We start from the raw sequence: 24,170 nt of genomic DNA, 5'->3' as shown, positions 1-24,170 counted from the left end.
TTATTTTACCAAAATAGTGGAAATTTGTAAAGTTAATTGAATTTCTAGAATGAAAGTTTATAAATCTTAGCCATAAAAAAACAAAGGATTTCTGTCTTTCATACAGTCCTCCCTTGTTTTTATACGATTTCGATTTTTAGATTTTTCTGTAAAAAATGTTTATAGTAATTCCACACAGAAAGTATCCCATGGAGCCAAGATTTGTTTTTCAAAAACTTCTTGAGCCATGGTGTTTTCAATTAAGACCGATTTGACGTTTCCTTCTACGGTCAAGTCTTGATCTTCATTGGACAAGTTAGCCACAACTAAGAATCGACGGTCACCGTCCTTACGGATATAAGCAAAGACTTTGTCAGCCGTATCAAGCAATTCAAAGTCAGCTCGAATCAGCCAGCTATTCTCCTTACGGATTTGAACCAGCTTCTGATAAGTATAGAAAATAGAATCTGGATTTGCCAGCGCTTCTTGAACGTTGATTGTCTCGTAATTTGGATTAACTGCCAACCAAGGTTGCCCTGTTGAGAAACCAGCGTTTTTGTTCTCATCCCATTGCATTGGAGTACGGGCATTGTCACGTCCAATAACACAAATACTGTCCATGATTTCTTCCATCGGAACGCCTTTTTCAAGAGCCTCACGCGCATAGTTGAGAGATTCAATATCCTCTACTTGGTCCAGTGTTTCAAACGGATAGTTGGTCATCCCAATTTCCTCACCTTGGTAGATATAAGGAGTTCCTCTCATGAGATGAAGCAAGATGGCAAAGGCTTTGGCAGATTTTTCGCGGTATTCTTGGTCATTACCCCAGATTGAGACGATACGAGGGAGGTCATGATTGTTCCAAAAGAGTGAATTCCAGCCGTCCTCAACACCTAACTCTGTCTGCCATTTGTTGAAAATCTCTTTTAACTTAGGGATATTCAGCTCTTTTTGATAGTGCCATTTAGGTTGACCTTCCTGATACTGAAGACAGATGTGTTCAAATTGGAAGACCATAGACAATTCTTGCCCCTTTGGATCAGAGTAAAGCTTGGCAATCTCTGGAGTTGCTCCCCAAGTCTCCCCTACTGTCAAGAGATTCTTATCGCCAAAGGTGGCCTGATTCATCTCCTTGAGATAAGGGTGGAGCATAGGTCCATTATTGACTACTTTCTCATCAGGAATTTTGCCAATCATGTCAATAACATCCATACGGAAACCGCCAATGCCTTTATCAATCCAGAAGTTCATCATCTCATAAATTTTCTGGCGAAGTTTTTCATTTTCCCAGTTGAGATCCGGCTGTTTCTTACTGAAAAAGTGAAGATAGTATTGACCTGACTTTTCATCATACTCCCAAGCAGACCCACTAAAGATAGAATCAAGGTCATTAGGCTCATCCCGCCAGATATAATAGTCACGATCAGGGCTATCAGGATTTTCACAGGCCTCGACAAACCAAGCATGTTCATCCGAGGTATGATTGACCACCAAGTCCATGATGATACGGATATCACGTTTCTTAGCTTCGACAATTAGTTGGTCCATATCCTCCATGGTCCCGAAAATAGCCGCAATCGCTTGATAATCAGCAATATCATATCCATTATCATCCATAGGACTGTCATAAACTGGAGAAAGCCAAATCGCTGTGATTCCTAACTTGGCTAGATAGTCTAACTTGCTCGTAATTCCTGGCAAATCGCCAATTCCATCTCCGTTGCTATCCATAAAACTCTTTGGATAGACTTGATAGACTACGGCATTGTGCCACCATTTTTCTTGCATTTTCTTACCTCATTATTTTAATAATCTACAGTCTATGATAGCGCTTTTTAAAATTTTGTGCAAGCGTTTGCCTAATCTTTTTGATTTCTTTTTTAACTCCATAGTTTCCTAACTTCCAATTTTTTATTATAATAGAGGTCAGAGGTAAAAAAATGAAAAAACAAGCTTTTAGTTCTGAAAACTATTTGAATCTACAACGCGACCACATTTTGGAACGCATTAACCAATTTGACGGCAAGCTCTACTTAGAGTTTGGTGGCAAAATGCTAGAAGATTTCCATGCTGCTCGTGTCCTCCCTGGTTATGAGCCTGACAACAAAATCAAGCTCTTGCAAGAATTGAAAGAGCAAGTCGAGGTTGTAATTGCCATTAATGCTAGCAACATCGAGCATTCCAAAGCACGTGGTGACTTGGGCATTTCTTATGACCAAGAAGTTCTTCGTTTGATTGATAAATTCAATGAATTAGGGATTTTTGTTGGCTCCGTTGTCATCACACAATACGCTGGCCAACCAGCTGCAGATGCCTTCCGCAATCAACTTGAGAAAAACGGGATTGATTCTTATCTTCATTATCCAATCAAAGGATATCCGACAGATATGGATCACATCATTTCACCTGAAGGTATGGGGAAAAATGATTACATCAAAACCAGTCGCAACTTGATTGTCGTGACTGCTCCTGGACCTGGTTCTGGAAAATTGGCAACTTGTATGTCAAACATGTACCACGACCAAATCAACGGTATCAAGTCTGGTTACGCTAAATTTGAAACCTTCCCAGTCTGGAATCTTCCCCTTCATCACCCAGTCAATTTGGCCTACGAGGCTGCCACAGCTGACCTTGATGATGTCAACATGATTGACCCCTTCCATCTCCAAACCTACGGAGAGACCACTGTCAACTACAACCGTGATATCGAGATTTTCCCAGTGCTCAAGCGCATGTTGGAACGCATTCTAGGAGAGTCTCCATACGCTTCTCCGACAGACATGGGTGTCAACATGGTTGGTTTTGCTATTACAGATAATGAGGCTGCTGTCGAAGCTTCTAAGCAAGAAATCATTCGTCGCTACTATCAAACAGTCCTCGATTTCAAAGCCGAAAAAGTTGGTGAAGCAGCTGTCAAGAAAATCGAGTTGCTCATGAACGACCTGGGTATCACACCTGCAGACCGCAAGGTTGCAGTTATTGCCCGTCAAAAAGCAGAAGAAACTAGCGGACCAGCCCTAGCCCTTGAATTGCCAAATGGGGAAATCGTCACAGGTAAAAACTCAGAACTCTTTGGCCCTACAGCCGCTGCTCTTATCAACGCTATCAAGAAATCAGCTGATATTGCTAAAGAAGTGAAACTAATCGAACCTGAAGTTGTTAAGCCAATCCAAGGTCTTAAAATCGATCATCTCGGCAGTCGCAATCCGCGCCTTCATTCAAATGAAATCCTGATTGCACTTGCTATCACGGCTACAGAAAATCCTGATGCTGCCCGCGCCATGGAAGAACTTGGTAACCTCAAAGGAAGCGAAGCTCACTCAACCATCATCTTGACAGATGAAGACAAGAATGTCCTTCGTAAATTGGGTATCAATGTAACCTTTGACCCATACTACCAATACGACCGCTTGTATCGTAAATAAAGATTTCAACCTCTCCAGCCTCGGAGAGGTTTTCTCTCTGCCTCAAGAGCCGGCTTTATGTTATAATGAAATTAAAAAACTGAAAGGATTTACCATGCCAAAAGAAGTTATTGTTGAAAGTTTTGAACTTGACCACACCATTGTTAAGGCACCCTATGTTCGCTTGATTGGGGAGGAAAAAGGGCCAAAGGGAGATGTCATCTCCAATTATGATATTCGCTTAGTGCAACCCAATGAAGACTCTATCCCTACTGCTGGCCTTCACACTATCGAGCACCTCTTAGCCAAACTCATCCGTACCCGCATCGACGGCATGATTGACTGTTCACCATTTGGTTGCCGCACAGGCTTCCACATGATTATGTGGGGGCGCCACACCAGTGCTGAAATCGCATCTGTTATCAAGGATTCGCTCAAAGAAATCGCTGAAACTACTACTTGGGAAGATGTTCCTGGAACAACCATCGAATCTTGCGGTAACTACAAGGATCACAGCCTCTTTTCTGCTAAAGAATGGGCTAAACTCATCTTGGAACAAGGGATTTCAGACGATGCCTTTGAGCGTCATGTGATTTAAACACAAAAAAGGAACCAGTTTTTCAGCTGGCTCCTTCTTTTTTATGCTCAAAATTCTGTCTTAGGCTTTTTCACGAATGACCAAAACACCATCTTCCATGTCAGCTTCTAGGTGTTTAGTATCAAGGTTATCCAAGTGGAAGTCTGTGACTTTGTCACGGATTTGTTGTTCAACCACACGACGGAGTGGACGAACACCCATGACTTCATCGTAGCCTTCCTCAGTCATGTATTCTTTAGCAGCTTCGCTCACTGCCAAGTCAATGTCTTTCTTAGCCAAGGTTTGGTTGACTTCAGCCAACATCAAATCCACAATCTTAGAAAGGTCTTCCTTAGTCAAGTGTGAGAACTCGATAACTGCATTAAAGCGGTTGAGGAACTCTGGACGGAAGAAGGGTTTCAAACGATCTATCAATTCTGGTTTGTCCGCATCTTCTGTCAAGTTGGCTTCATAACCAAATCCAGCATTTGATGTCGCAATAATGACAGTGTTCTTGAAGTTTACTGTATTTCCTTGACCATCTGTCAAACGACCATCATCCAAGACTTGGAGGAGAAGAGTAATGACTTGAGGATCAGCCTTTTCAATCTCATCCAAAAGAATGATAGAGTAAGGATTGCGACGAATACGTTCTGTCAAGGTATTGCTATTGTCATCATAACCCACATAACCTGCTGTTGTACCAATTAGCTTAGAAACAGCTGTGCGGTCACTGTACTCAGACATATCCAAACGGATGATTGCATCCTTAGTTCCAAACATATCCAGCGCTAATTGCTTAGCAAGTTCTGTCTTACCAACCCCAGTCGGTCCTACAAAGAGGAAGCTTCCGATTGGGCGATTACCTTCATCAAAACCGGCACGGTTACGACGGATAGCACGAGCTACCGCTTCTACCGCCTTGTCTTGACCGATTACCTTATCTTGCAGACGATGAGCCATATCTTTCAAACGTTCGATGTCTGATGCTCCCATTTGTGATACTGGAATTCCAGTCATTCGTTCTACAGATTCGGCCACATCATTGACACTTGCAGTCACTTTCATATCTTCTGTGTGATTTTCGATTTTCTTTTCCAATTCTGCAATGCGTGTTTTATAGTTTAGAGCTGCTTCAAAATCTTCCGCCTCGACTGCTTTTTCTTGCTTGTCTTTTTCTGCTTCAATTTCACGTTCAACAGCATGTACATCTGTTACAGGATGTTGTGCCGCCAAGTGAGCCGCTGTTACATCGACAAGGTCGATAGCCTTATCTGGCAAGCTACGTTGAGGAATATACTGAACAGAGTAATCAACGGCAGCTTTTAAGACTTCATCTGGCAAAATAACATTGTGGTGTTGTTGATAAAGATCTCGAATACCTTGAAGAATCTTGAAAGTATCTTCAGCAGATGGAGCATTAACCTTCACTTCGTTGAAACGACGAGCAAGGGCTGCATTTTTCAAGATAGTATTACGGTATTCATCTTGAGTAGTTGCGCCAATCACTGTCAATTCTCCACGTGAAAGAGCTGGTTTCAAGATATCAGCAAGACCTTTAGACCCTTGACCATCACCTGTGCTACCTGCACCAAGAATTTGGTGAATTTCGTCGAAGAAAAGGATAATATTTCCAGCTTCTTTGACTTCGTTTACCAAGTTTTGAATGTTTTCTTCAAAGCTACCACGGTATTGGGTACCAGCTTCAAGTCCAGAAATATCAATAGAAATGATCTCTTTGTTCTTGATTGCTGCAGGAACGTCACCGTTCACGATAGCTTGGGCCAATCCTTCTACTACTGCAGTTTTACCAACACCAGCATCACCGACGAGAACTGGATTATTCTTTGTGCGACGAGAAAGAATTTCAGAAGTTTCTTGGATTTCTTTATTACGTCCAATAACCGGATCTAACTTACCTTCACGTGCTTCTGCAGTTAAGTTACGTCCAAGTTTTGCAAGAATCCCATCTTGTTTCATACCTGACGTATGTTGTGCCATTTGTCCATCAATTTCTGCATTTCCTGGTAATTGACCAGTTGCACGATAGTGAGCAAATTCCTCAGGTGTGACTTCACGTCCATTAATCAAGTAGCGACGGTTTTCAGTACTGTATCCTCGCATACCACCCATCAATTGGTTAAATAAATCATCCATGTTGTTAAAATTATTAAAGTTGTTGTTCATATTCTTTACCTCTTTTTGTTTTTTCTTCGTTATTACTACTGATATTGACTATCTTTGACCTTTGTTTTAAAAAATTTAGACTAGCTAAATTGCTACTCTACGTACTATTTCTGGTTTTTCTTTTTCAAGCAGGAGTAGACTATCTTTACTTCTGAAGATTTCTAGATTAAACATAGACCCACCTCTTTCTATTTCACTTTAAATAAGCGTTCTAGTAAGGCTTTCATTTACCTTACGTTCATAATATACTACATTAGTCAGAAAAGGTCAAGAAATTTGACTTTAATTGACCAAAAAATTTTACAAAAAGAAGAACTAGCTTTTAACTAGTCCTTCTTTGTATTATTTTATATAATCTTAGCTCAATGCATCCAAGGCGTCATCCATTGAAAGAACTTCGTGGAAGACACGTTGTGTCAATTCAGTTTTTTGTTCTGGAGTGAGGTATTTAGTGTTTACACAGTATCCAGAGATACGTACGATAACGTCTTCACCTGACATAATCTTTTCGTAAACATCGTTCAAGTCCATAACGTTCAAGTTAACGTGTTGTCCACCGTTTTCGAAGTAACCATCAAGGATTGTTACCAAGTTATCAACTTGTTCGTCACGAGTCTTACCAAGAGCGCGAGGTGAAACTTGAGTAGTCAATGAGATACCATCAGCTGCATAACTAAAGTCAAGGCTAGAAAGTGAGTTCAAGTTTTGCAACCATCCACCTTTAGCTTTGTTAGATGGGTTAGCACCTGGTGAGAAGAATTCAAGTTTAGACAAGTTCACAGAACCATCTTCGTTGAGGTATACACCTTTGTGGACTGGTGAGTTACCAGTTTGTTTAGAGTAAGCAACGTTAGATGTGATAGTCAAAAGTGAAACTGTAGCTTCTGCGTCTTTGTAAAGTTTGTGGCTACGTAGACGAGTTGTGTAAGCTTCGATCAACCATTCTGCCAATTCGTTTGAACGTGGGTCATCTTCACCCCAACGTGGGTATTCACCGATTGTTTCGTAATCGTAGATGTAGCCATTTTCGTCACGGATTGGTTTAACTGTAGCGTATTTGATAGCTGACAATGTATCAACAGTGTTGGCAAATCCACAGATACCGAATCCCATATTGGCACGTTGTTTAGTTGGCAAGAAGGCCATTTGAACAGCTTCGTAGTTGTACTTATCAGTCATGTAGTGGATGATGTTCAAAGCATCTACGTAAGTGTCAGTCAACCAGTCAAGAGATTTTTCAAAGTTAGCTTTAACTGATTCAAATTCAAGAACTTCGTCACGGATTGGTTCGATGTCAAATACTTTGTAATCTTTGTGAACATCGTCGTAACCACCGTTCAAACCAGTAAGAAGGGCTTTCAATACGTTTACACGCGCACCGAAGTACTGGATGTTGTGGCGTTGTTCTTCATTTTCTGGGTCAAGTGGAGACACACAGCATGAGATACAGCTCATTTCACCATATCCGTCTTTAGCCATTGTTGTTACACCTTCGTATTGGATAGAAGAGTGTTTGTGGCTCATGTGCATACAGTAGCGACGGAAGTTGTATGGCAATTTATCAGTCCAAAGAACTGTCAAGTTTGGTTCTGGAGAGTTACCGATGTTGTCAAGAGTGTTCAAGAAACGGTAGTCCATCTTAGTAACACGGTGACGACCGTCGTTACCCATACCAGCCATAGAAGTTGTGATGAATGTTGGGTCACCTGAGTACAATTGATCATAAGCTTTTGTACGAGCAAATTTAACTGTACGAAGTTTCATAACGAAATCATCAACGAATTCTTGGATTTCTGATTCAGTAAATGTACCACGAGCAAGGTCACGTTCTGCAAAGATGTCCAATACGATTGGTACACGTCCTAGGGATGTAGCAGCACCGTTGATAACACGGCAGACAGACATAAAGGCGATGTTAACCCATTGGATTGCTTCTTTAACGTTCATCGCTGGTTTGCGAACGTCAACTCCGTAAAGGTCACCCAAGCGAACAACTTGTTGCAACGCTTGGTATTGAAGGTTGATTTCTTCACGAAGACGGATTGTTTCTTCATCGATTTCTTCGATTGCATTCCAGTCGTTTACTTTTTCTTGCATCAAGTAGTCTGCACCGTAAAGAGCAAGACGTGCGTAAACACCGATGATACGTCCGCGTGAATATGCATCTGGAAGACCAGTTACAGTGTGAGCGTGACGAGCGCGACGAATATTTGAAGTGTAAGCACGGAAGATACCGTCGTTAACTGTTGTTACGTATTTAGTAAAGATTTCGTGAACAGCTGGATCTGGTTCGTATCCATTTTCTTTCAAAGTAGTTTCAGCCATACGGATACCACCTTTTGGCATGAAGTTCAATTTGAAAAGTTCATCGTTTTGGATACCGAAGATAACTTCGTTTTCTTTATCGATAAATCCTGCTGGGATATCAGCGATAGATGTTGGACGGGTGTCCATTGGGAAACGAGTTTCTTCGTAGTGTGCTTTAGTTTCTTCTACAATTTTTTTGATGTGAAGTGAACGTTCTGTTGGTCCTGCAAGGAAGCTTTCGTCTCCATCGTAAGGTGTGTAGTTAGCTTGTACGAAGCGTGATACACTTGCTTTTTCTTTCCAATCTACGCCTTTGAAGCCTTCCCAAGCTTTGTCAAAAATATCTTGTGCTTCAACAACTGTCTTAACAACCATGTTAATGTCCTCTTTTTTCTTTCTAGCAACAGTCATCTGTTACATTCATGAGACAAGTATACCATACAGTAACCGATTTCAACAAGTAGAAAATCCCTATTTTTACACTTTCTTTTCTAAAACAGTCTATATTTTACTCTAAACTGTATTATATTTTTGAAAAAATAAAATCCTTTTTTCTTTTTTTCAGAAAAAAGGGTATAATAAAAGAAAATAAGCAGTAAAAAGGTGCTAGGCATGTTGATTTTTCCTTTGTTAAATGATTTGTCAAGAAAAATCATCCATATTGACATGGATGCCTTTTTTGCTGCAGTAGAAATCAGGGATAATCCTAAACTCAGAGGAAAACCTGTCATTATCGGAAGCGACCCTCGGCAAACAGGTGGGCGGGGAGTCGTTTCTACCTGTAGCTATGAGGCGCGAGCTTTTGGTGTCCATTCAGCCATGAGCTCTAAGGAAGCCTATGAGCGTTGTCCCCAAGCCGTCTTCATCTCAGGAAATTATGAGAAATACAAAGCTGTGGGACTCCAGATTCGAGCTATTTTTAAGCGCTATACAGATTTGATTGAACCTATGAGTATTGACGAAGCCTATTTGGATGTAACAGAAAATAAACTCGGTATCAAGTCAGCGGTCAAAGTTGCTCGCCTCATTCAAGAGGATATATGGCAAGAACTTCATTTAACTGCTTCTGCCGGTGTTTCCTACAACAAATTCTTAGCTAAAATGGCTAGCGATTATCAAAAACCTCATGGTCTGACAGTAATTCTACCTGAGCAGGCTGAGGACTTTCTAAAACAAATGGATATTTCCAAGTTTCATGGAGTAGGAAAAAAGACGGTGGAACGTCTTCATCAAATGGGCGTTTTTACTGGAGCTGATCTACTTGAAGTTCCTGAAGTGACCCTAATAGACCGTTTTGGCAGACTGGGCTATGATCTTTATCGAAAGGCTCGTGGTATTCACAATTCTCCTGTCAAATCCAATCGCATCCGTAAATCAATCGGCAAGGAGAAAACCTACGGGAAGATTCTCCGTGCCGAGGAAGATATCAAAAAAGAGCTGACTCTCCTATCAGAAAGAGTCGCTCTCAATCTCAGTCAACAAGAAAAAGCTGGAACAATTGTCATTTTGAAAATCCGCTACGAGGACTTTTCAACTCTCACTAAACGAAAAAGTCTGCCTCAAAAAACACAGGATGCTAGTCAGATAAGCCAAATAGCCCTGCAACTCTATGAAGAGTTAAGCGAGAAAGAAAGAGGTGTCCGCCTGTTGGGGATTACCGTGACTGGATTTTAAAACCTTGAAGAGCTGACTCTTCAAGGTTTTTCTTATACAAACAAACGGACAAAGCTATAAAGTAGCAAGATACTACCAAGCACGATACGGTATTTACCAAAAAGGGTAAAGTCGTGTTTTTTCACATAGCTGGTCAAGAAACGAATAGCGACCATGCTGACTGCAAAGGCTACTCCCATCGCAACCAAGAGCAAGAACAATTGCCCAAAGTTCAAGAGTTGTCCTGCTTTCACAAATTTGAAAATCTTTAAGGCGCTAGCTCCAAACATAACTGGAATTCCAAGATAGAAGGTAAACTCTGTCACAACAGAACGACTGGTTCCATTCAACAAACCACCGACAATCGTTGCCCCAGAACGGCTGGTTCCTGGTAAAAGGGCAAGAACTTGGAAGAGGCCGATATAGAAGGCTGTCGTATAAGGAAGCTTATCCAACTCTGTTACACTTGGCTCGATAGCACGCGCTTTATTGCGCTTTTCCAAATAGATAAAGGCAATCCCATAGATAATCAACATGAGAGCAACTGAAACCATGTTATGGAAGTGGGTATCAAACCAATCATCAAACTTAAATACAGCAAGCAAAGGTAAAGTAGCTACAAGAACTTTAGACCACAATTGCCAAGTTCGACGAACTTCCTGCTTGTCTTTACCCGGTTTAAAGGGATTGAGCTTATTAAAGTAAATCACCATAACCGCCAAAATCGCACCAAGCTGGATCACGACATTAAACATGGACATAAAGGCTTCGTTTTGATTTTGGTATTGGATAAATTCCTCTGCTAAAATCAAGTGACCTGTACTGGAAATCGGCAACCATTCCGTAATTCCTTCAACAATCCCGAAGAAGATAGATTTTAAAATTTCAATAAGATACATAGATTACTCCTTTTTTTCTATCTTCCATTATAGCATATTTTTTCAGCCTGTGACAGTTCTCTTTAAAAGGCACCGATACTACCACCGCCTCCACCGCCAGAGAAGCCACCGCCAGAACTTCCATTTCCAGAAGATACGGAATAGGTACTTGCTGTGTTTGCGATGCTGGCATAATGGCTCATTTGCGCGCTTGAATGATAAAACATACCGTGCCAACCATAAGCTACATAGAGATTGATATCTGGATTTTCCACTTGAATCTGATGAACCTTCATCAAATGACTAACCTTGTCCGCATAGCCAAATAAGGTCGCATAAACCAAGAGGCGATTCCAGACCACAATACTTTCCAGTTCAGCCTGATCCAATCGTGCAATCTCACGCAACATATTTTCAAAACTGGTCCAGAGATAGTATACTTCTGCTCCTGCTTCATTTAGGACTCCATCACGATTATCTAGCCGAAGCTTCCAATAATAGAAAACAGCCAAAACCAAACCTAGAAAACCAAATATAGGCAAGGGGAAGTAAAGATAGCCATGAACATCTAAACTGTACAAGAACAAACCAAATCCAATAAATAGAGGCAGGACTGTAGAGAGTCCCATTCCCACTTGCAAGGCTTTTTCCAAACCAGTTAAAGGACGATAATAATCCGGAAGCCCCCAGAAGGTAACCCGATTTCTCACTCCTTCTTGCATCTCTTTCAATACTTCTTCAAAAGAAGATTTGAGCTGACGCCCCTTTGCTTGAATCCGTTTTTCATCAGAGACTTTTGCTCTACGATAAAGACTATCAGATACCTTGTAATCCGCAAACAAATTGGAAAGAGTTTCTTCTTTTTTGCCTGAAAAAGTCAGATTTAGACAGTCTTTCTCAAAACTTGACAAACCATCTTCTTTTACTAGCCTCAAACTAACTGCATCTCCTTCTGAAATGATAGAGACATTCCCACGGTCTATCACATCTAACAAGGTAGCTTGAATAAGTTGGTCAAAGGTGAATTTTCCTGCTCCTTTGGTTAGAGGACTCACTTCCTCCAAGGAGGTCGAGTAAACCGCCTCTGATAAAACCATAGGCTCTAATTCCATTGGTGGTTCATAGAGACGATGATTTTTGGAATATTTGACGGAAGGAGTGGTCTTTCTTCTATAGATAAAATAGAAGCAGACACTCAATAACAAGGAGATAGAAAGTATCGAAGGGAAGACCCAAGTAACGAGTTGTTTACTTTGCTCTTTTTCTTTAAAAATCGAGTCTTCTATCTTATTAAACTCTTCTAAACGATTTCCTTTCAATCCCTGATCCCTAGCGCTAGCAAAATCAGTTCGAGGCCAGTAGGCATGCAATTCAACTCCCCGCTTAGGCGGAAGATTGTCTAAACGGATAGTATAATCAAGGTTACTCTTTTCAACCGTTCCCTCTCTAAAAAGTTTCCCTGTATGGAAAAAGAGTTTTTCAGCCCCCTTGTCTCCCCTTACATGAAATTCAAACTTTCCAATAGCTCCTGAACTATCTGTCAGAGGTTGCCAATTTAATTCAGCGATGTCATCATAAAGGAAAAGTAAATTCTTTAAGTTCCAAACGAGGTCAACTTCAACTGTGTCGCCTTCTTGACCTGAATTGTAGACTTTCACAGTATAACCATTCGCCTCTTCTGTCACTTCGCTAGTAACGTCTGTCAGTTCAGCACCGTTTTTCGAGGCCTGAACCTTTGGTTGAGGATCTATCTCAAATCCGCTAGGCATCTTGCCAGCACGTCCAAGTCCCACGATTTGCCCCTTAAAGTCCTCCTCAAACTGGTAAACTATCTTCTGTCTAAATTCTGCCGTATTGTCTGCATGAATATACAAATCTCCTTGATAAGAGTTTATCTTAAAATCAATGGCAAAAACCGAGAGTGGAAACATACAAAACAAACAAAATAACAGCAAGAAAAAAGTTTTTTTCATCAACTAAGTCCCCTTTTTTATCTTTGCTATCATTATATCATTTTTTCATAAGTAAGGGCTTACCTATGTTGAAAAATAGAGTTTTTTTCGATAAAATAGGAGGCAGTTATTTTTTAATAGATTAGAAATAGGAGAAATCATGAGAAAAATATACTTATCTATTTTCACAAGTCTCTTGCTGATGCTGGGACTTGTCAATGTTGCCCAAGCCGATGAATATTTACGCATCGGGATGGAAGCAGCATATGCTCCCTTTAACTGGACTCAGGATGATGATAGCAATGGGGCTGTCAAAATCGATGGGACTAACCAGTATGCTAACGGATACGATGTTCAAATCGCCAAGAAAATCGCTAAGGACTTAGGTAAAGAACCTTTGGTTGTTAAAACAAAGTGGGAAGGTCTAGTTCCTGCCCTTACTTCTGGTAAGATTGACATGATTATCGCAGGTATGAGTCCTACTGCCGAACGCAAACAAGAAATTGCATTTTCAAGCAGTTACTATACTAGCGAACCAGTTCTACTGGTCAAAAAAGATTCTGCCTACTCAAATGCTAAATCTTTGGATGACTTTAATGGTGCGAAAATCACTTCTCAACAAGGTGTTTACCTTTACGATTTGATTGCACAAATCCCAGGTGCTAAAAAAGAAACAGCCATGGGAGACTTCGCTCAAATGCGCCAAGCTCTTGAGGCTGGTGTCATCGATGCCTATGTTTCTGAACGCCCGGAAGCTCTGACTGCCGAAGCTGCGAACTCTAAGTTTAAGATGGTTCAAGTAGAACCAGGTTTCAAAACTGGAGAAGAAGATACAGCTATTGCTATTGGACTTCGTAAAGATGACAATCGTATTAGCCAAATCAATGCCAGCATTGAAACCATTTCAAAAGACGACCAAGTTGCCTTGATGGATCGTATGATCAAGGAACAACCTGCCGAAGCTACAACCACTGAAGAGACTAGCAGTAGCTTCTTTAGCCAAGTCGCTAAAATTCTTTCTGAAAACTGGCAACAACTCTTGCGTGGGGCTGGTGTCACTCTTTTGATTTCTATCGTCGGAACCATCACAGGTCTCATTATTGGTCTTGCCATTGGTGTCTTCCGTACTGCTCCTCTATCTGAAAATAAAGCCATTTATGGCTTACAAAAACTAGTCGGCTGGATTCTCAATGTCTACATTGAAATTTTCCGTGGTACCCCAATGATCGTTCAATCGATGGTTATCTACTATGGAACTGCCCAAGCTTTCGGTATCAACCTTGACCGCACACTGGCTGCTATCTTCATCGTTTCAATCAATACCGGTGCCTACATGACTGAAATCGTCCGTGGTGGTATCCTAGCAGTTGACAAGGGACAATTTGAAGCTGCGACTGCTCTTGGTATGACCCACAACCAAACCATGCGTAAGATTGTCCTACCTCAGGTAGTCCGTAACATCCTACCAGCAACTGGTAATGAATTTGTCATCAATATCAAAGATACATCTGTATTGAACGTTATCTCTGTTGTCGAACTTTATTTCTCAGGAAATACCGTAGCAACTCAAACCTATCAATACTTCCAGACATTTACAATCATCGCCGTGATTTACTTTGTCCTCACCTTCACCGTAACACGTATCCTACGCTTCATCGAGCGCCGAATGGACATGGATACCTATACTACAGGTGCTAACCAAATGCAAACGGAGGATTTGAAATAATGATACAAGCAATCCTTGAAATTAAACACCTCAAAAAATCCTATGGTCAAAATGAAGTGCTAAAAGACATTTCACTCACTGTCCACAAGGGAGAGGTCATCTCTATCATCGGAAGCTCTGGAAGCGGGAAATCGACCTTCCTACGCTCTATTAACCTACTTGAAACACCAACTGATGGACAAATCCTTTATCATGGACAAAACGTCCTCGAAAAAGGCTATGACCTCACGCAATACCGTGAAAAGTTAGGGATGGTTTTCCAATCCTTTAACCTCTTTGAAAATCTCAACGTCCTTGAAAACACAATCGTCGCTCAGACAACTGTCCTTAAACGTGAACGTACAGAAGCTGAAAAGATTGCCAAAGAAAACTTGGAAAAAGTCGGCATGGGAGAACGCTACTGGCAAGCCAAACCAAAACAACTCTCAGGTGGTCAAAAACAACGTGTGGCTATTGCACGCGCCCTCTCTATGAATCCTGACGCTATTCTCTTTGATGAACCAACATCAGCTCTCGATCCAGAAATGGTTGGAGAAGTCCTTAAAATCATGCAAGATCTAGCTCAGGAAGGCTTGACTATGATTGTAGTGACTCACGAAATGGAATTTGCCCGTGATGTCTCTCACCGTGTTATCTTTATGGATAAAGGTGTAATTGCTGAAGAAGGCAAACCAGAAGACCTCTTCACCAATCCTAAAGAAGAACGTACAAAAGAATTTCTTCAACGTTATCTCAAATAAAAAGAAAAGGCTGCATCAATCGTGCAGTCTTTTTGCTGTCCTCATACTCTTCGAAAATCAAATTCAAACCACGTCAGCTTCGCCTTGCCGTACTCAAGTACAGCCTACGGCTAGCTTCCTAGTTTGCTCTTTGATTTTCATTGAGTATCAAAATGAAAAGGCAGACCCTTTTCAAGAATCCGCCATTATCCAAAGATTAATCTTCAAATTTTTCATGATTTTTTTCATAGAAATCAATTAAACCTAGAGCTGTTTCAAATGAAATATTTTTTACTTTTGCACGACCCTGCGCTAGAGCAATGATAGACATTTCACGCGCATTCGTTTCTTTAGAGATACGGTAGCCTGTGATTTTCTTATCACGAACCCAGCCAACAACTGATTCTACTTTTTCAAAGTTTGACTTAGCCATGTCCTTCTCCTATTTTCTTCTTTACGATATTTAATTGTATACGTTTTTATGACTTTTGTCAATAAAAAAACATATATTCAATAAAATTAATGATTTATTTTTCTATTACTATCTTATTAAAGCCGATAATATATAGGTTTTCACTTACTATAAACCATTAGTAAACACCTTTAAAATAATTGTATTATTAACTCTTTTGTTTGTAAAAATATTCATGCTTTACAAATAGCAATTCTTGATAGATTAGACAGGTTTTATCTTCAACTTTATTCTATTTACCTAACTTTAAAATGATATTTCTAATAGCAGAAGACTTGCTCTCCACACTATTAGCAACTATTCTTTCTCTTCTCCTTCTTTACTATTCTTCCTGCCTTTATAAGCACTTTTCACTTGCTCAACTGGTACTATTTATTTACTTTATCTTCCTTTTTTGTTTCTTTAAACCAATAAAAAGATGAGTAGTTAGGACACAATAGTATCCTATCTTCCAATATTTTCCACTGTTTTTATCTTCTTAGTATCTTATCACTCTTCTCAGTCAACTCAGTATAAGGTTTCTTATTAGTATTGATTATTTTTTCTAATTCCTATTATATTTAGCCAAAATTCATATTAGCTATATATAAAATAGTGGATTCTAAAAATACTCCTTATATATAACAAGTAATTTTACTCCTTTACTATAAACTAAATCAAAAAATAATAGGTACTATAATGACTTGTGATAGAAATAGCGTAATCAATTTCCTAAGTCCATAGGAATCGCCCCCTTTCTTCACCCTCATTATAGCACCTATACATCAATTGTGCAAATAATATGATATTTTTTTATTAGTCCTCAGACAAGCATATTATAGAGCGTTTCATTACCATTTAAGTTAATATAAGATGGATCAAACCCTTCCATGCGACGAATCAGACCTGCATAATCATGCTTATCTGCCAAGGCAATCCCAATCAATACGGGCCCTGTCCCCTTGCTAGCTCGTTTGATATACTCAAAACGTGTGATATCATCATTTGGCCCCAAGATATCATTTACAAACTCACGTAAGGCCCCTGGGCGCTGTGGAAAATTAACCACAAAGTAATGCTTGATCCCATCATAAATCAAGGCACGCTCTTCCATTTCTGGCATACGGTTGATATCATTATTTCCTCCAGAAATGATACAACAAATGGTTTTCCCCTTGATATATTCAGCTAAAACCTCTAAAGAGGCGATACTAGCTGCTCCAGCAGGTTCTGCGACAATCCCTTGCTTAGAGTAGAGGTCAATCAAGGTTTCAGAAATCAATCCCTCATCGACACCTACCAAAGTTTGAACATGTTGACGAGTTGCCTCATAGGTCAACTGACCTACCTTTTGAACAGCAATCCCATCCGCAAATTTGTCAATTTCTTTTAGTTTGACAGGCCCACCAGCTTCAAAGGCAGCCTTCATGGAACGCGCTCCATTTGCCTCTACCCCAATGACTTCAATCTCTGGACTTGTTTCCTTGATATAAGTCGAAACTCCAGCAATGAGACCTCCTCCTCCAACAGGGACCAAAACAGCATCGAAATCAATCGATTCTTTTCGAGCTTCTTCTAAAATCTCATAAGCAACTGTCCCTTGACCAGCTTGAACATGGGCATCATCAAAGGGATCAATAAAGGTACGGTTTTCAGAGAGTGTAAATTCTTGAGCTGCTTTAGCTGAGGCATCAAAGGTATCTCCAACTAGTTTAATGGTTACGAAATCCCCACCAAAAAAGCGAACCTGACCAATCTTTTGTTGCGGAGTAGTGATGGGCATGAAAATAGTTGCAGGAATTTTCATTTCATTACAAGTATAGGCAACGCCCTGTGCATGATTTCCCGCAGAAGCGCAGACTACTCCTCGTTCACGCTCTTCCTTGCTGAGCTGGGAAATGGCATAATAGGCACCGCGAATTTTAAAAGAACGAACACGTTGGGCATTTTCCTTTTTCAAATAAATCTTAGCACCATACTTCTCCGATAAATAATGGTCATAATCAAGCGGTGTATTCACAACCACACCATTCAAGACCTTATGAGCCTTGATGATATCTTTTGAACTTAACATCTTTTTCTCCTAGACTATTTCATACTTATACTCTTCGAAAGTCTCTTCAAACCACGTCAGCTTTACCTTGGATTATATATGTGACTGACTTCGTCAGTCTTATCTACAACCTCAAAACAGTGTTTTGAGCTGACTCCGTCAGTCTTATTTACAAGCTCAAAGCAGTGCTTTGAGCAGCCTACGGCTAGCTTCCTAGTTTGCTCTTGATTTTCATTGAATATTATCTCAATCCATCCTCTAAAAAAGAGAGATGAATTGATTATAAAAGCGAGTTAGTCCCCCAACTCGCCTTCACCTTAATTTCTATCAATTAGTTATAGATTTTGAATGCATCATCGTCGTTTTTACCAACGAAAGGCATTGCTTTACGCAATTCTGCACCAACTTTTTCAATTTCAAGGTTAGCTGCTTGTTCACGGTAAGCAGTCAATTTTGGACGTCCAGCTTTATAGTCATTTACAAAGTCATTTGCAAATTTACCATTTTGGATGTCTGCCAAGACAGCTTTCATGTTTTCTTTAACTTGCTCAGTAATCACACGTGGGCCTGATACATAGTCACCGTATTCAGCAGTGTTTGAAATAGATTGACGCATTTTCTTGAATCCACCTTCGTAGATCAAGTCAACAATCAATTTCATTTCGTGAAGAACTTCAAAGTAAGCCAATTCTGGAGCGTATCCTGCTTCTGTCAAGACTTCGAAACCTGCTTCGATAAGTGCAGTCAAACCACCACAAAGTACAGCTTGTTCACCAAACAAATCTTCTTCAGTTTCTTCTTTGTATGTTGTTTCAAGAAGACCTACACGGGCAGCTCCAACACCTTTACACCAGTCCATAGCAATGTTTTTCGCATTTCCTGTTGCATCTTGGTATACTGCGTAAAGAGCTGGTACACCAAATCCTTCTTCGTAAGTACGCCGTACCAAATGTCCTGGTCCTTTAGGAGCACACATGAAGACATCTACATCTGCAGGAACTTTGATAAATTCAAAGTGGATGTTGAAACCGTGAGCAAATCCAACTGCGTTTCCAGCTTCCAAGTTTGGAGCGATTTCTGCTTCGTACAATTCTTGTTGGATTTCGTCTGGTGCCAAAATCATGATAACATCAGCCAATTTAGTTGCTTCTGCTACTGTGTAAGTGTCAAATCCATCTTCTTTTGCTTTGTCAAAAGATTTACCTGGACGTACACCGATGATAACATCGCGACCTGAATCACGCAAGTTTTGAGCATGCGCATGTCCTTGTGAACCATAACCGATAACGGCAATTTTTTTACCGTCAAGTGCTGCTACTTTAACATCTTTTTCGTATTCCATTTGAACTGCCATAGTTTTTTCTCTCTTTTCTATTATTTATTGCCTTTTAGGCTGGATTAACAAATTTAAAATATTTTTATACTCAATGAAAATCAAAGAGCAAATTAGGAAGCTAGCCGCAGGCTGTACTTGAGTACGGCAAGGCAAAGCTGACGTGATTTGAAGAGATTTTCGAAGAGTATTAATCGCGGGTAAATCCAGTTGCACCCGTACGAGCGATATTGCGGATACCGTATGGTCGAATAACTCGCAATAAGGCTTCGCTCTTTTCAGCATTTCCTGTCATCTGAATGGTAATCGAGCTTGGTGCTACGTCTACCACCGTTGCGCGGAAAGGTTGAATAATTGCTAGAATCTCAGCTCGCTTCTCTGCTGGCGCTGACATCTTAACCAAAATCACCTCGCGCTCCAAATGAGGCTTGTCTGTAATATCTCGAATGCGAATCACATCAATCTGACGATTGAGTTGCTTGATGATTTGCTCCACTTCATCATGTGAAGCCACATCAATAATAATGGTGATACGCGATACATTCGGATCTTCTGTTGCTCCAACAGAGATGCTTTCAATATTAACCTGACGACGAGACAGGACACCGGTAAAGCGATTGAGGACTCCCGAACGATTTTGTAGTTTTGCTGTTAACATTCTACGCATGGAACTTCACCCCCAACATCTCATGATTACTCTTACCAGCTGGTACCATTGGTAGCACTTGTTCCTTACGAGAAATATCTACCTCGATTAGCATAGGAACATTCTCAGTAATGACTTCAAGGTCTTGAGCCAAGGTCTCAGGATTGTCAAACTTATAGTTTTTAATGCCATAAGCCTGTGCCATCAATTGGAAATCAGGAAGGGTATCAAAGACTGACTCAGATGTTCTACCTTCATAGAAGGATTCCTGCCACTGGCGAACCATTCCAAGTGAGTGGTTGTTCAGCATGACCACCTTGATTGGCACCTTGTAAATGTTCAAAATAGCCAATTCTTGGTTAGTCATTTGGAAACCACCATCTCCAACAAACAAGACTACTTCCTTATCTGGGTTAGCAATTTTGGCACCGATTGCTGCTGGAATTCCGAATCCCATGGTTCCTAAACCACCTGAAGTCACTAACTGACGTTCATTTTGGTAGGGATAATACTGGGCTGTCCACATTTGGTGTTGACCAACGTCTGTGACCACAATGGCATCTCCATTCGTCAATTCACCAATTCGTTCAATAACAGCTTGCGGTTGAACCACACGCTCTTTCTTATCATAAGAACGAACACGGTTCTTGTCTTTAGTGACTTTTTCAATCCATTTTTCAGTATTGTTATGAACTGTCGGTTCGGCCAGCAACATTTGCAAGGCTTTCTTAGCATCTCCAACTACAGGAATATCTGCACTGATAATCTTTCCAATCTCGGCAGGGTCAATATCAATGTGGGCAACCTTAGCATTCTTAGCGAAAGTCTTTGGATTTCCTGTCAAACGGTCATCAAAACGGCAACCAATACTAATCATAAAGTCGGCTTCTGTCATGGCAATATTAGCTGCGAATGACCCATGCATCCCCCCCATTCCAAGAAAGAGTGGGTGACTCGTTGCAATCGTTCCTTGTCCCAAAAGGCTGGTTACCACTGGAATTTGATAGCGTTCTGCAAATTCATTTAATTCTGCCGCAGCCTCAGCATAACTAATTCCACCACCAGCCAGCAAGACTGGCTTTTTAGCCTTGGATAATTGCTTCAAGATTTTCTTGATTTGCATATCATTTGGCTCAAGAGTCGGTTGATAGCTTGGTAGGTTCACTTCTGGTGAATAGATGAAGTCTGTTTCTAAAGCAGACACGTCTTTAGGTAGGTCAATTACGACTGGCCCTGGGCGACCTGTAGTTGCGATATGGACAGCTTCCGTAATGATACGAGGAATATCAGCTGTCTCACGAACTTGGTAATTGTACTTAGTGATTGGCATGGTAATTCCCACGATGTCTGCCTCCTGAAAGGCATCTTTCCCAATCCCTGCTCTCGCTACCTGACCTGTAAAGACCAAAAGGGGAACACTATCGCTCATGGCATCTGCAATCCCTGTAATGGCATTTGTTGCTCCCGGTCCGCTAGTGACGACGGCAACACCCAACTTTCCAGTTGATTTGGCATAACCTTCAGCTTCATGCAAACAACCTTGCTCATGGCGCCCTAGAATGTGGCGAATGCCTTTAAAATTATATATCGCATCATAAAAAGGCAAGACCGCACCACCAGGATAACCAAAGATGGTATCAATTCCTAAATCACGAAGTGTTTCCAAAACTAGGTCCGACCCCGTCTTAGGAGATTCTAAACTGATTTTCTCCATTGTTCCCCTTTCTCTTCTCTTAAAAATAACTTGTTACTATCATACCATTTTTTCAAAATTTTTCAAGAGAAAAGAAGAAATTTTCTGAATTTTCTATTTTAACGTTTATTTATGAATAATATTCTATTTTTTATAAGTTTTAAAAGGTAATTTATATTCTTTAGCAATTTATTATCATTTATGTTGTAAATTTCTTTCGCAAATTTCTTTAACTCATTTTTATATGAAATTTTTTGAGTGCACTGCACGTTTGCGGAGTTAATGAAATTTATAATAACTATACAAAAAAGGAAGCCACTAAGTGACTTCCTTTTAGAGCGAGGACTGATTAGTCTTCACCTTTGTTTTTCTTAATGATTTCTTCTTGTACTGACTTAGGTACATCTTCGTAGTGGTCAAATACCATCATGAATGTACCACGTCCTTGAGATGCAGAACGAAGAACTGTTGCGTAACCGAACATTTCAGCAAGTGGAACGTAAGCACGAACAATTTGGCTGTTACCGTGTGCTTCCATACCATCTACACGTCCACGACGAGCAGTTACGTGACCCATAACATCACCAAGGTTTTCTTCTGGAACAGTGATTGTTACAAGCATCATTGGCTCAAGGATAGCTGGTTGTGCTGATTTAGCAGCTTCTTTAAGGGCAAGTGAAGCCGCGATCTTGAAGGCAGTTTCAGATGAGTCGACATCGTGGTATGAACCATCGTAAAGCTTAGCTTTAACGTCAACCATTGGGTAACCTGCAAGAACACCGTTAGCCATAGATTCTACCAAACCTTTTTCAACCGCTGGGATGAATTCACGAGGAACCACACCACCGACGATTGCGTTTTCGAATTCGAATCCTTTACCTTCTTCGTTTGGAGTAAATTCAATCCATACATCACCGAATTGACCTTTACCACCAGACTGACGTTTGAAGAATCCACGTGCTTGAGTAGAAGCGCGGAATGTTTCACGGTAAGATACTTGAGGAGCACCTACGTTCGCTTCAACTTTGAACTCACGACGCATACGGTCAACAAGGACGTCAAGGTGAAGCTCACCCATACCTGAGATAACTGTTTCACCAGTTTCAACGTTTGTTTCAACGCGGAATGTTGGATCTTCTTCAGCCAATTTTTGAAGGGCAATACCCATCTTATCTTGGTCTGCTTTAGATTTTGGCTCAACCATCAATTGGATAACTGGTTCTGGAACGTTGATTGACTCAAGGATAATTTTAGCTTTTTCATCTGTCAATGAGTCACCAGTTGTAGTATCTTTCAAACCAACGGCAGCAGCGATATCACCTGAGTAAACAGTGTCAATTTCTTGACGGCTGTTAGCGTGCATTTGAAGAATACGTCCGATACGTTCACGTTTACCTTTAGAAGTGTTCAATACGTATGAACCTGATTGAAGAACACCTGAGTAAACACGGAAGAATGTCAAACGACCTACGAATGGGTCAGTCATGATTTTGAAGGCAAGAGCTGCAAATGGCTCTTCGTCAGATGCTGGACGAGTTTCTTCTTCGTCTGTATCTGGGTTAATACCTTTAATCGCTGGAATATCAAGTGGGCTTGGAAGGTAGTCAATAACCGCATCAAGCATCAATTGAACACCTTTGTTCTTGAAGGCAGAACCACACAATACTGGGAAGAATTCAACATTGATAGTCGCTTTACGGATACCAGCTTTCAATTCTTCGTTAGTGATTTCTTCACCTTCGAGGTATTTCATCATCAATTCTTCGTCAGTTTCAGCAACTGCCTCGATCAATTTTTCACGGTATTCTTGAGCTTGGTCAAGGTATTCAGCTGGGATGTCTTCTTCAAGGATATCTGTACCAAGGTCGTTAGTATAGATTTCAGCTTTCATCTTGATCAAGTCGATGATACCACGGAAGTCATCTTCAGAACCGATTGGCAATTGGATTGGGTGTGCATTTGCTTGAAGACGATCGTGAAGTGTGCTTACAGAGTAAAGGAAGTCAGCACCGATTTTGTCCATTTTGTTGGCAAATACGATACGTGGAACTCCGTACTCAGTTGCTTGACGCCAAACTGTTTCAGTTTGAGGCTCAACACCTGATTGTGAGTCAAGAACGGTAACCGCACCATCCAATACACGAAGAGAACGTTGTACTTCGATTGTGAAGTCCACGTGTCCTGGTGTGTCGATGATATTTACGCGGTGGTTGTTCCATTGAGCTGTTGTCGCAGCAGATGTGATAGTGATACCACGCTCTTGCTCTTGTTCCATCCAGTCCATTTGTGACGCACCTTCGTGAGTTTCACCGATTTTGTGGATTTTACCAGTGTAGTAAAGAATACGCTCAGTAGTTGTTGTTTTACCAGCATCGACGTGAGCCATGATACCGATATTACGAGTTTTTTCAAGTGAAAATTCGCGTGCCATGAGGTTTGTTTCTCCTATTTATTTTTGATTTCTATTCTATTATAACACGATTTTAATAAAAACGGATAGGCAGGACCTACCCGTTCTCAATGTTTTCATGCTATTGTTGGTTTCAACTTGTAGATTTACAAGTTGAATTGAACTCGGGCTAAAAGCCCAAGTTAGTTGAGTTGAGCTCAAG

At 40.6% G+C, this 24,170-nt stretch carries 16 protein-coding genes; 5 read left to right on the top strand and 11 right to left on the bottom strand.

All coding sequences use genetic code 11. From position 1 onward, the window contains the following. Nucleotides 1-159 precede the first annotated feature (159 nt). Nucleotides 160-1,767, bottom strand: a complete 1,608-nt coding sequence (locus N5909_RS01305) for a glycoside hydrolase family 13 protein (protein WP_271630678.1) — start codon at nucleotides 1,765-1,767, stop codon at nucleotides 160-162. A 152-nt stretch (nucleotides 1,768-1,919) separates the two neighbouring features. Between N5909_RS01305 and N5909_RS01300 the strand changes: the two genes are divergently transcribed. Both N5909_RS01300 and N5909_RS01295 read left to right on the top strand, forming a co-directional pair. Further along, nucleotides 1,920-3,404: a DUF1846 domain-containing protein gene (locus N5909_RS01300; RefSeq protein WP_271630677.1), complete on the top strand. Its 1,485-nt coding sequence runs from the start codon at nucleotides 1,920-1,922 to the stop codon at nucleotides 3,402-3,404. A gap of 94 nt (nucleotides 3,405-3,498) precedes the next feature. After that, complete coding sequence (locus tag N5909_RS01295) at nucleotides 3,499-3,981, top strand: S-ribosylhomocysteine lyase (RefSeq protein WP_049510097.1); 483 nt, start codon at nucleotides 3,499-3,501, stop codon at nucleotides 3,979-3,981. 60 nt (nucleotides 3,982-4,041) lie between these two features. Here the strand turns inward: N5909_RS01295 and N5909_RS01290 are convergent, their stop codons facing one another. Then, complete coding sequence (locus N5909_RS01290; protein ID WP_271630676.1) at nucleotides 4,042-6,147, bottom strand: ATP-dependent Clp protease ATP-binding subunit; 2,106 nt, start codon at nucleotides 6,145-6,147, stop codon at nucleotides 4,042-4,044. Nucleotides 6,148-6,504: 357 nt separating this feature from the next. Continuing rightward, on the bottom strand, nucleotides 6,505-8,829 hold the full coding sequence (pflB, locus tag N5909_RS01285) for a formate C-acetyltransferase (protein ID WP_000260631.1): 2,325 nt from the start codon (nucleotides 8,827-8,829) through the stop codon (nucleotides 6,505-6,507). Nucleotides 8,830-9,066: 237 nt separating this feature from the next. On the opposite strand from pflB, the gene dinB reads away from it, so the two are divergent. Further along, nucleotides 9,067-10,128, top strand: coding sequence for a DNA polymerase IV (gene dinB / locus N5909_RS01280; RefSeq protein WP_271630675.1), 1,062 nt, complete (start codon nucleotides 9,067-9,069; stop codon nucleotides 10,126-10,128). A 32-nt stretch (nucleotides 10,129-10,160) separates the two neighbouring features. Here dinB and N5909_RS01275 read toward each other — a convergent pair whose 3' ends face one another. Together N5909_RS01275 and N5909_RS01270 are read right to left on the bottom strand one after the other, a co-directional pair. After that, entirely contained in the window at nucleotides 10,161-11,006 is an 846-nt protein-coding gene (locus N5909_RS01275; protein ID WP_061589580.1) for an undecaprenyl-diphosphate phosphatase, read from the bottom strand. A 62-nt stretch (nucleotides 11,007-11,068) separates the two neighbouring features. Further along, complete coding sequence (locus N5909_RS01270; RefSeq protein ID WP_271630673.1) at nucleotides 11,069-12,958, bottom strand: DUF2207 domain-containing protein; 1,890 nt, start codon at nucleotides 12,956-12,958, stop codon at nucleotides 11,069-11,071. 139 nt (nucleotides 12,959-13,097) lie between these two features. On the opposite strand from N5909_RS01270, the gene N5909_RS01265 reads away from it, so the two are divergent. Beyond that, on the top strand, nucleotides 13,098-14,663 hold the full coding sequence (locus tag N5909_RS01265) for an ABC transporter substrate-binding protein/permease (protein ID WP_271630671.1): 1,566 nt from the start codon (nucleotides 13,098-13,100) through the stop codon (nucleotides 14,661-14,663). Next, nucleotides 14,663-15,403 carry an amino acid ABC transporter ATP-binding protein gene (locus N5909_RS01260; protein ID WP_033682347.1) on the top strand — a complete coding sequence of 247 codons (741 nt, stop codon included), beginning with the start codon at nucleotides 14,663-14,665 and terminating at the stop codon, nucleotides 15,401-15,403. Before N5909_RS01265 ends, N5909_RS01260 begins: the two co-directional genes overlap by 1 nt. 196 nt (nucleotides 15,404-15,599) lie before the next feature. Here N5909_RS01260 and N5909_RS01255 read toward each other — a convergent pair whose 3' ends face one another. The 6 genes from N5909_RS01255 to fusA form a co-directional block, all read right to left on the bottom strand. After that, the gene (locus N5909_RS01255; RefSeq protein WP_001130036.1) at nucleotides 15,600-15,815 is read right to left on the bottom strand and encodes a hypothetical protein; all 216 of its coding nucleotides are present in this window, start codon (nucleotides 15,813-15,815) and stop codon (nucleotides 15,600-15,602) included. Nucleotides 15,816-16,656: 841 nt separating this feature from the next. Next, entirely contained in the window at nucleotides 16,657-17,907 is a 1,251-nt protein-coding gene (ilvA, locus tag N5909_RS01250; protein ID WP_033682348.1) for a threonine ammonia-lyase IlvA, read from the bottom strand. 310 nt (nucleotides 17,908-18,217) lie between these two features. After that, a complete protein-coding gene (gene ilvC / locus N5909_RS01245; RefSeq protein WP_000290683.1) occupies nucleotides 18,218-19,240 on the bottom strand; it encodes a ketol-acid reductoisomerase in 1,023 nt (340 codons plus the stop codon). 169 nt (nucleotides 19,241-19,409) lie between these two features. Beyond that, nucleotides 19,410-19,886, bottom strand: a complete 477-nt coding sequence (gene ilvN, locus N5909_RS01240) for an acetolactate synthase small subunit (RefSeq protein ID WP_001253803.1) — start codon at nucleotides 19,884-19,886, stop codon at nucleotides 19,410-19,412. Beyond that, nucleotides 19,879-21,579, bottom strand: a complete 1,701-nt coding sequence (locus N5909_RS01235; RefSeq protein WP_033682350.1) for an acetolactate synthase large subunit — start codon at nucleotides 21,577-21,579, stop codon at nucleotides 19,879-19,881. Before N5909_RS01235 ends, ilvN begins: the two co-directional genes overlap by 8 nt. Before the next feature lie 328 nt (nucleotides 21,580-21,907). Beyond that, a complete protein-coding gene (fusA, locus tag N5909_RS01230; RefSeq protein ID WP_000090348.1) occupies nucleotides 21,908-23,989 on the bottom strand; it encodes an elongation factor G in 2,082 nt (693 codons plus the stop codon). Nucleotides 23,990-24,170 lie beyond the last annotated feature (181 nt).

The organism is Streptococcus gwangjuensis, from assembly GCF_028156745.1.
Taxonomy (GTDB): domain Bacteria; phylum Bacillota; class Bacilli; order Lactobacillales; family Streptococcaceae; genus Streptococcus; species Streptococcus gwangjuense_A.
Note: the sequence above shows the minus strand (reverse complement) of the source record. Positions and strands in the feature narration are given on the sequence as shown.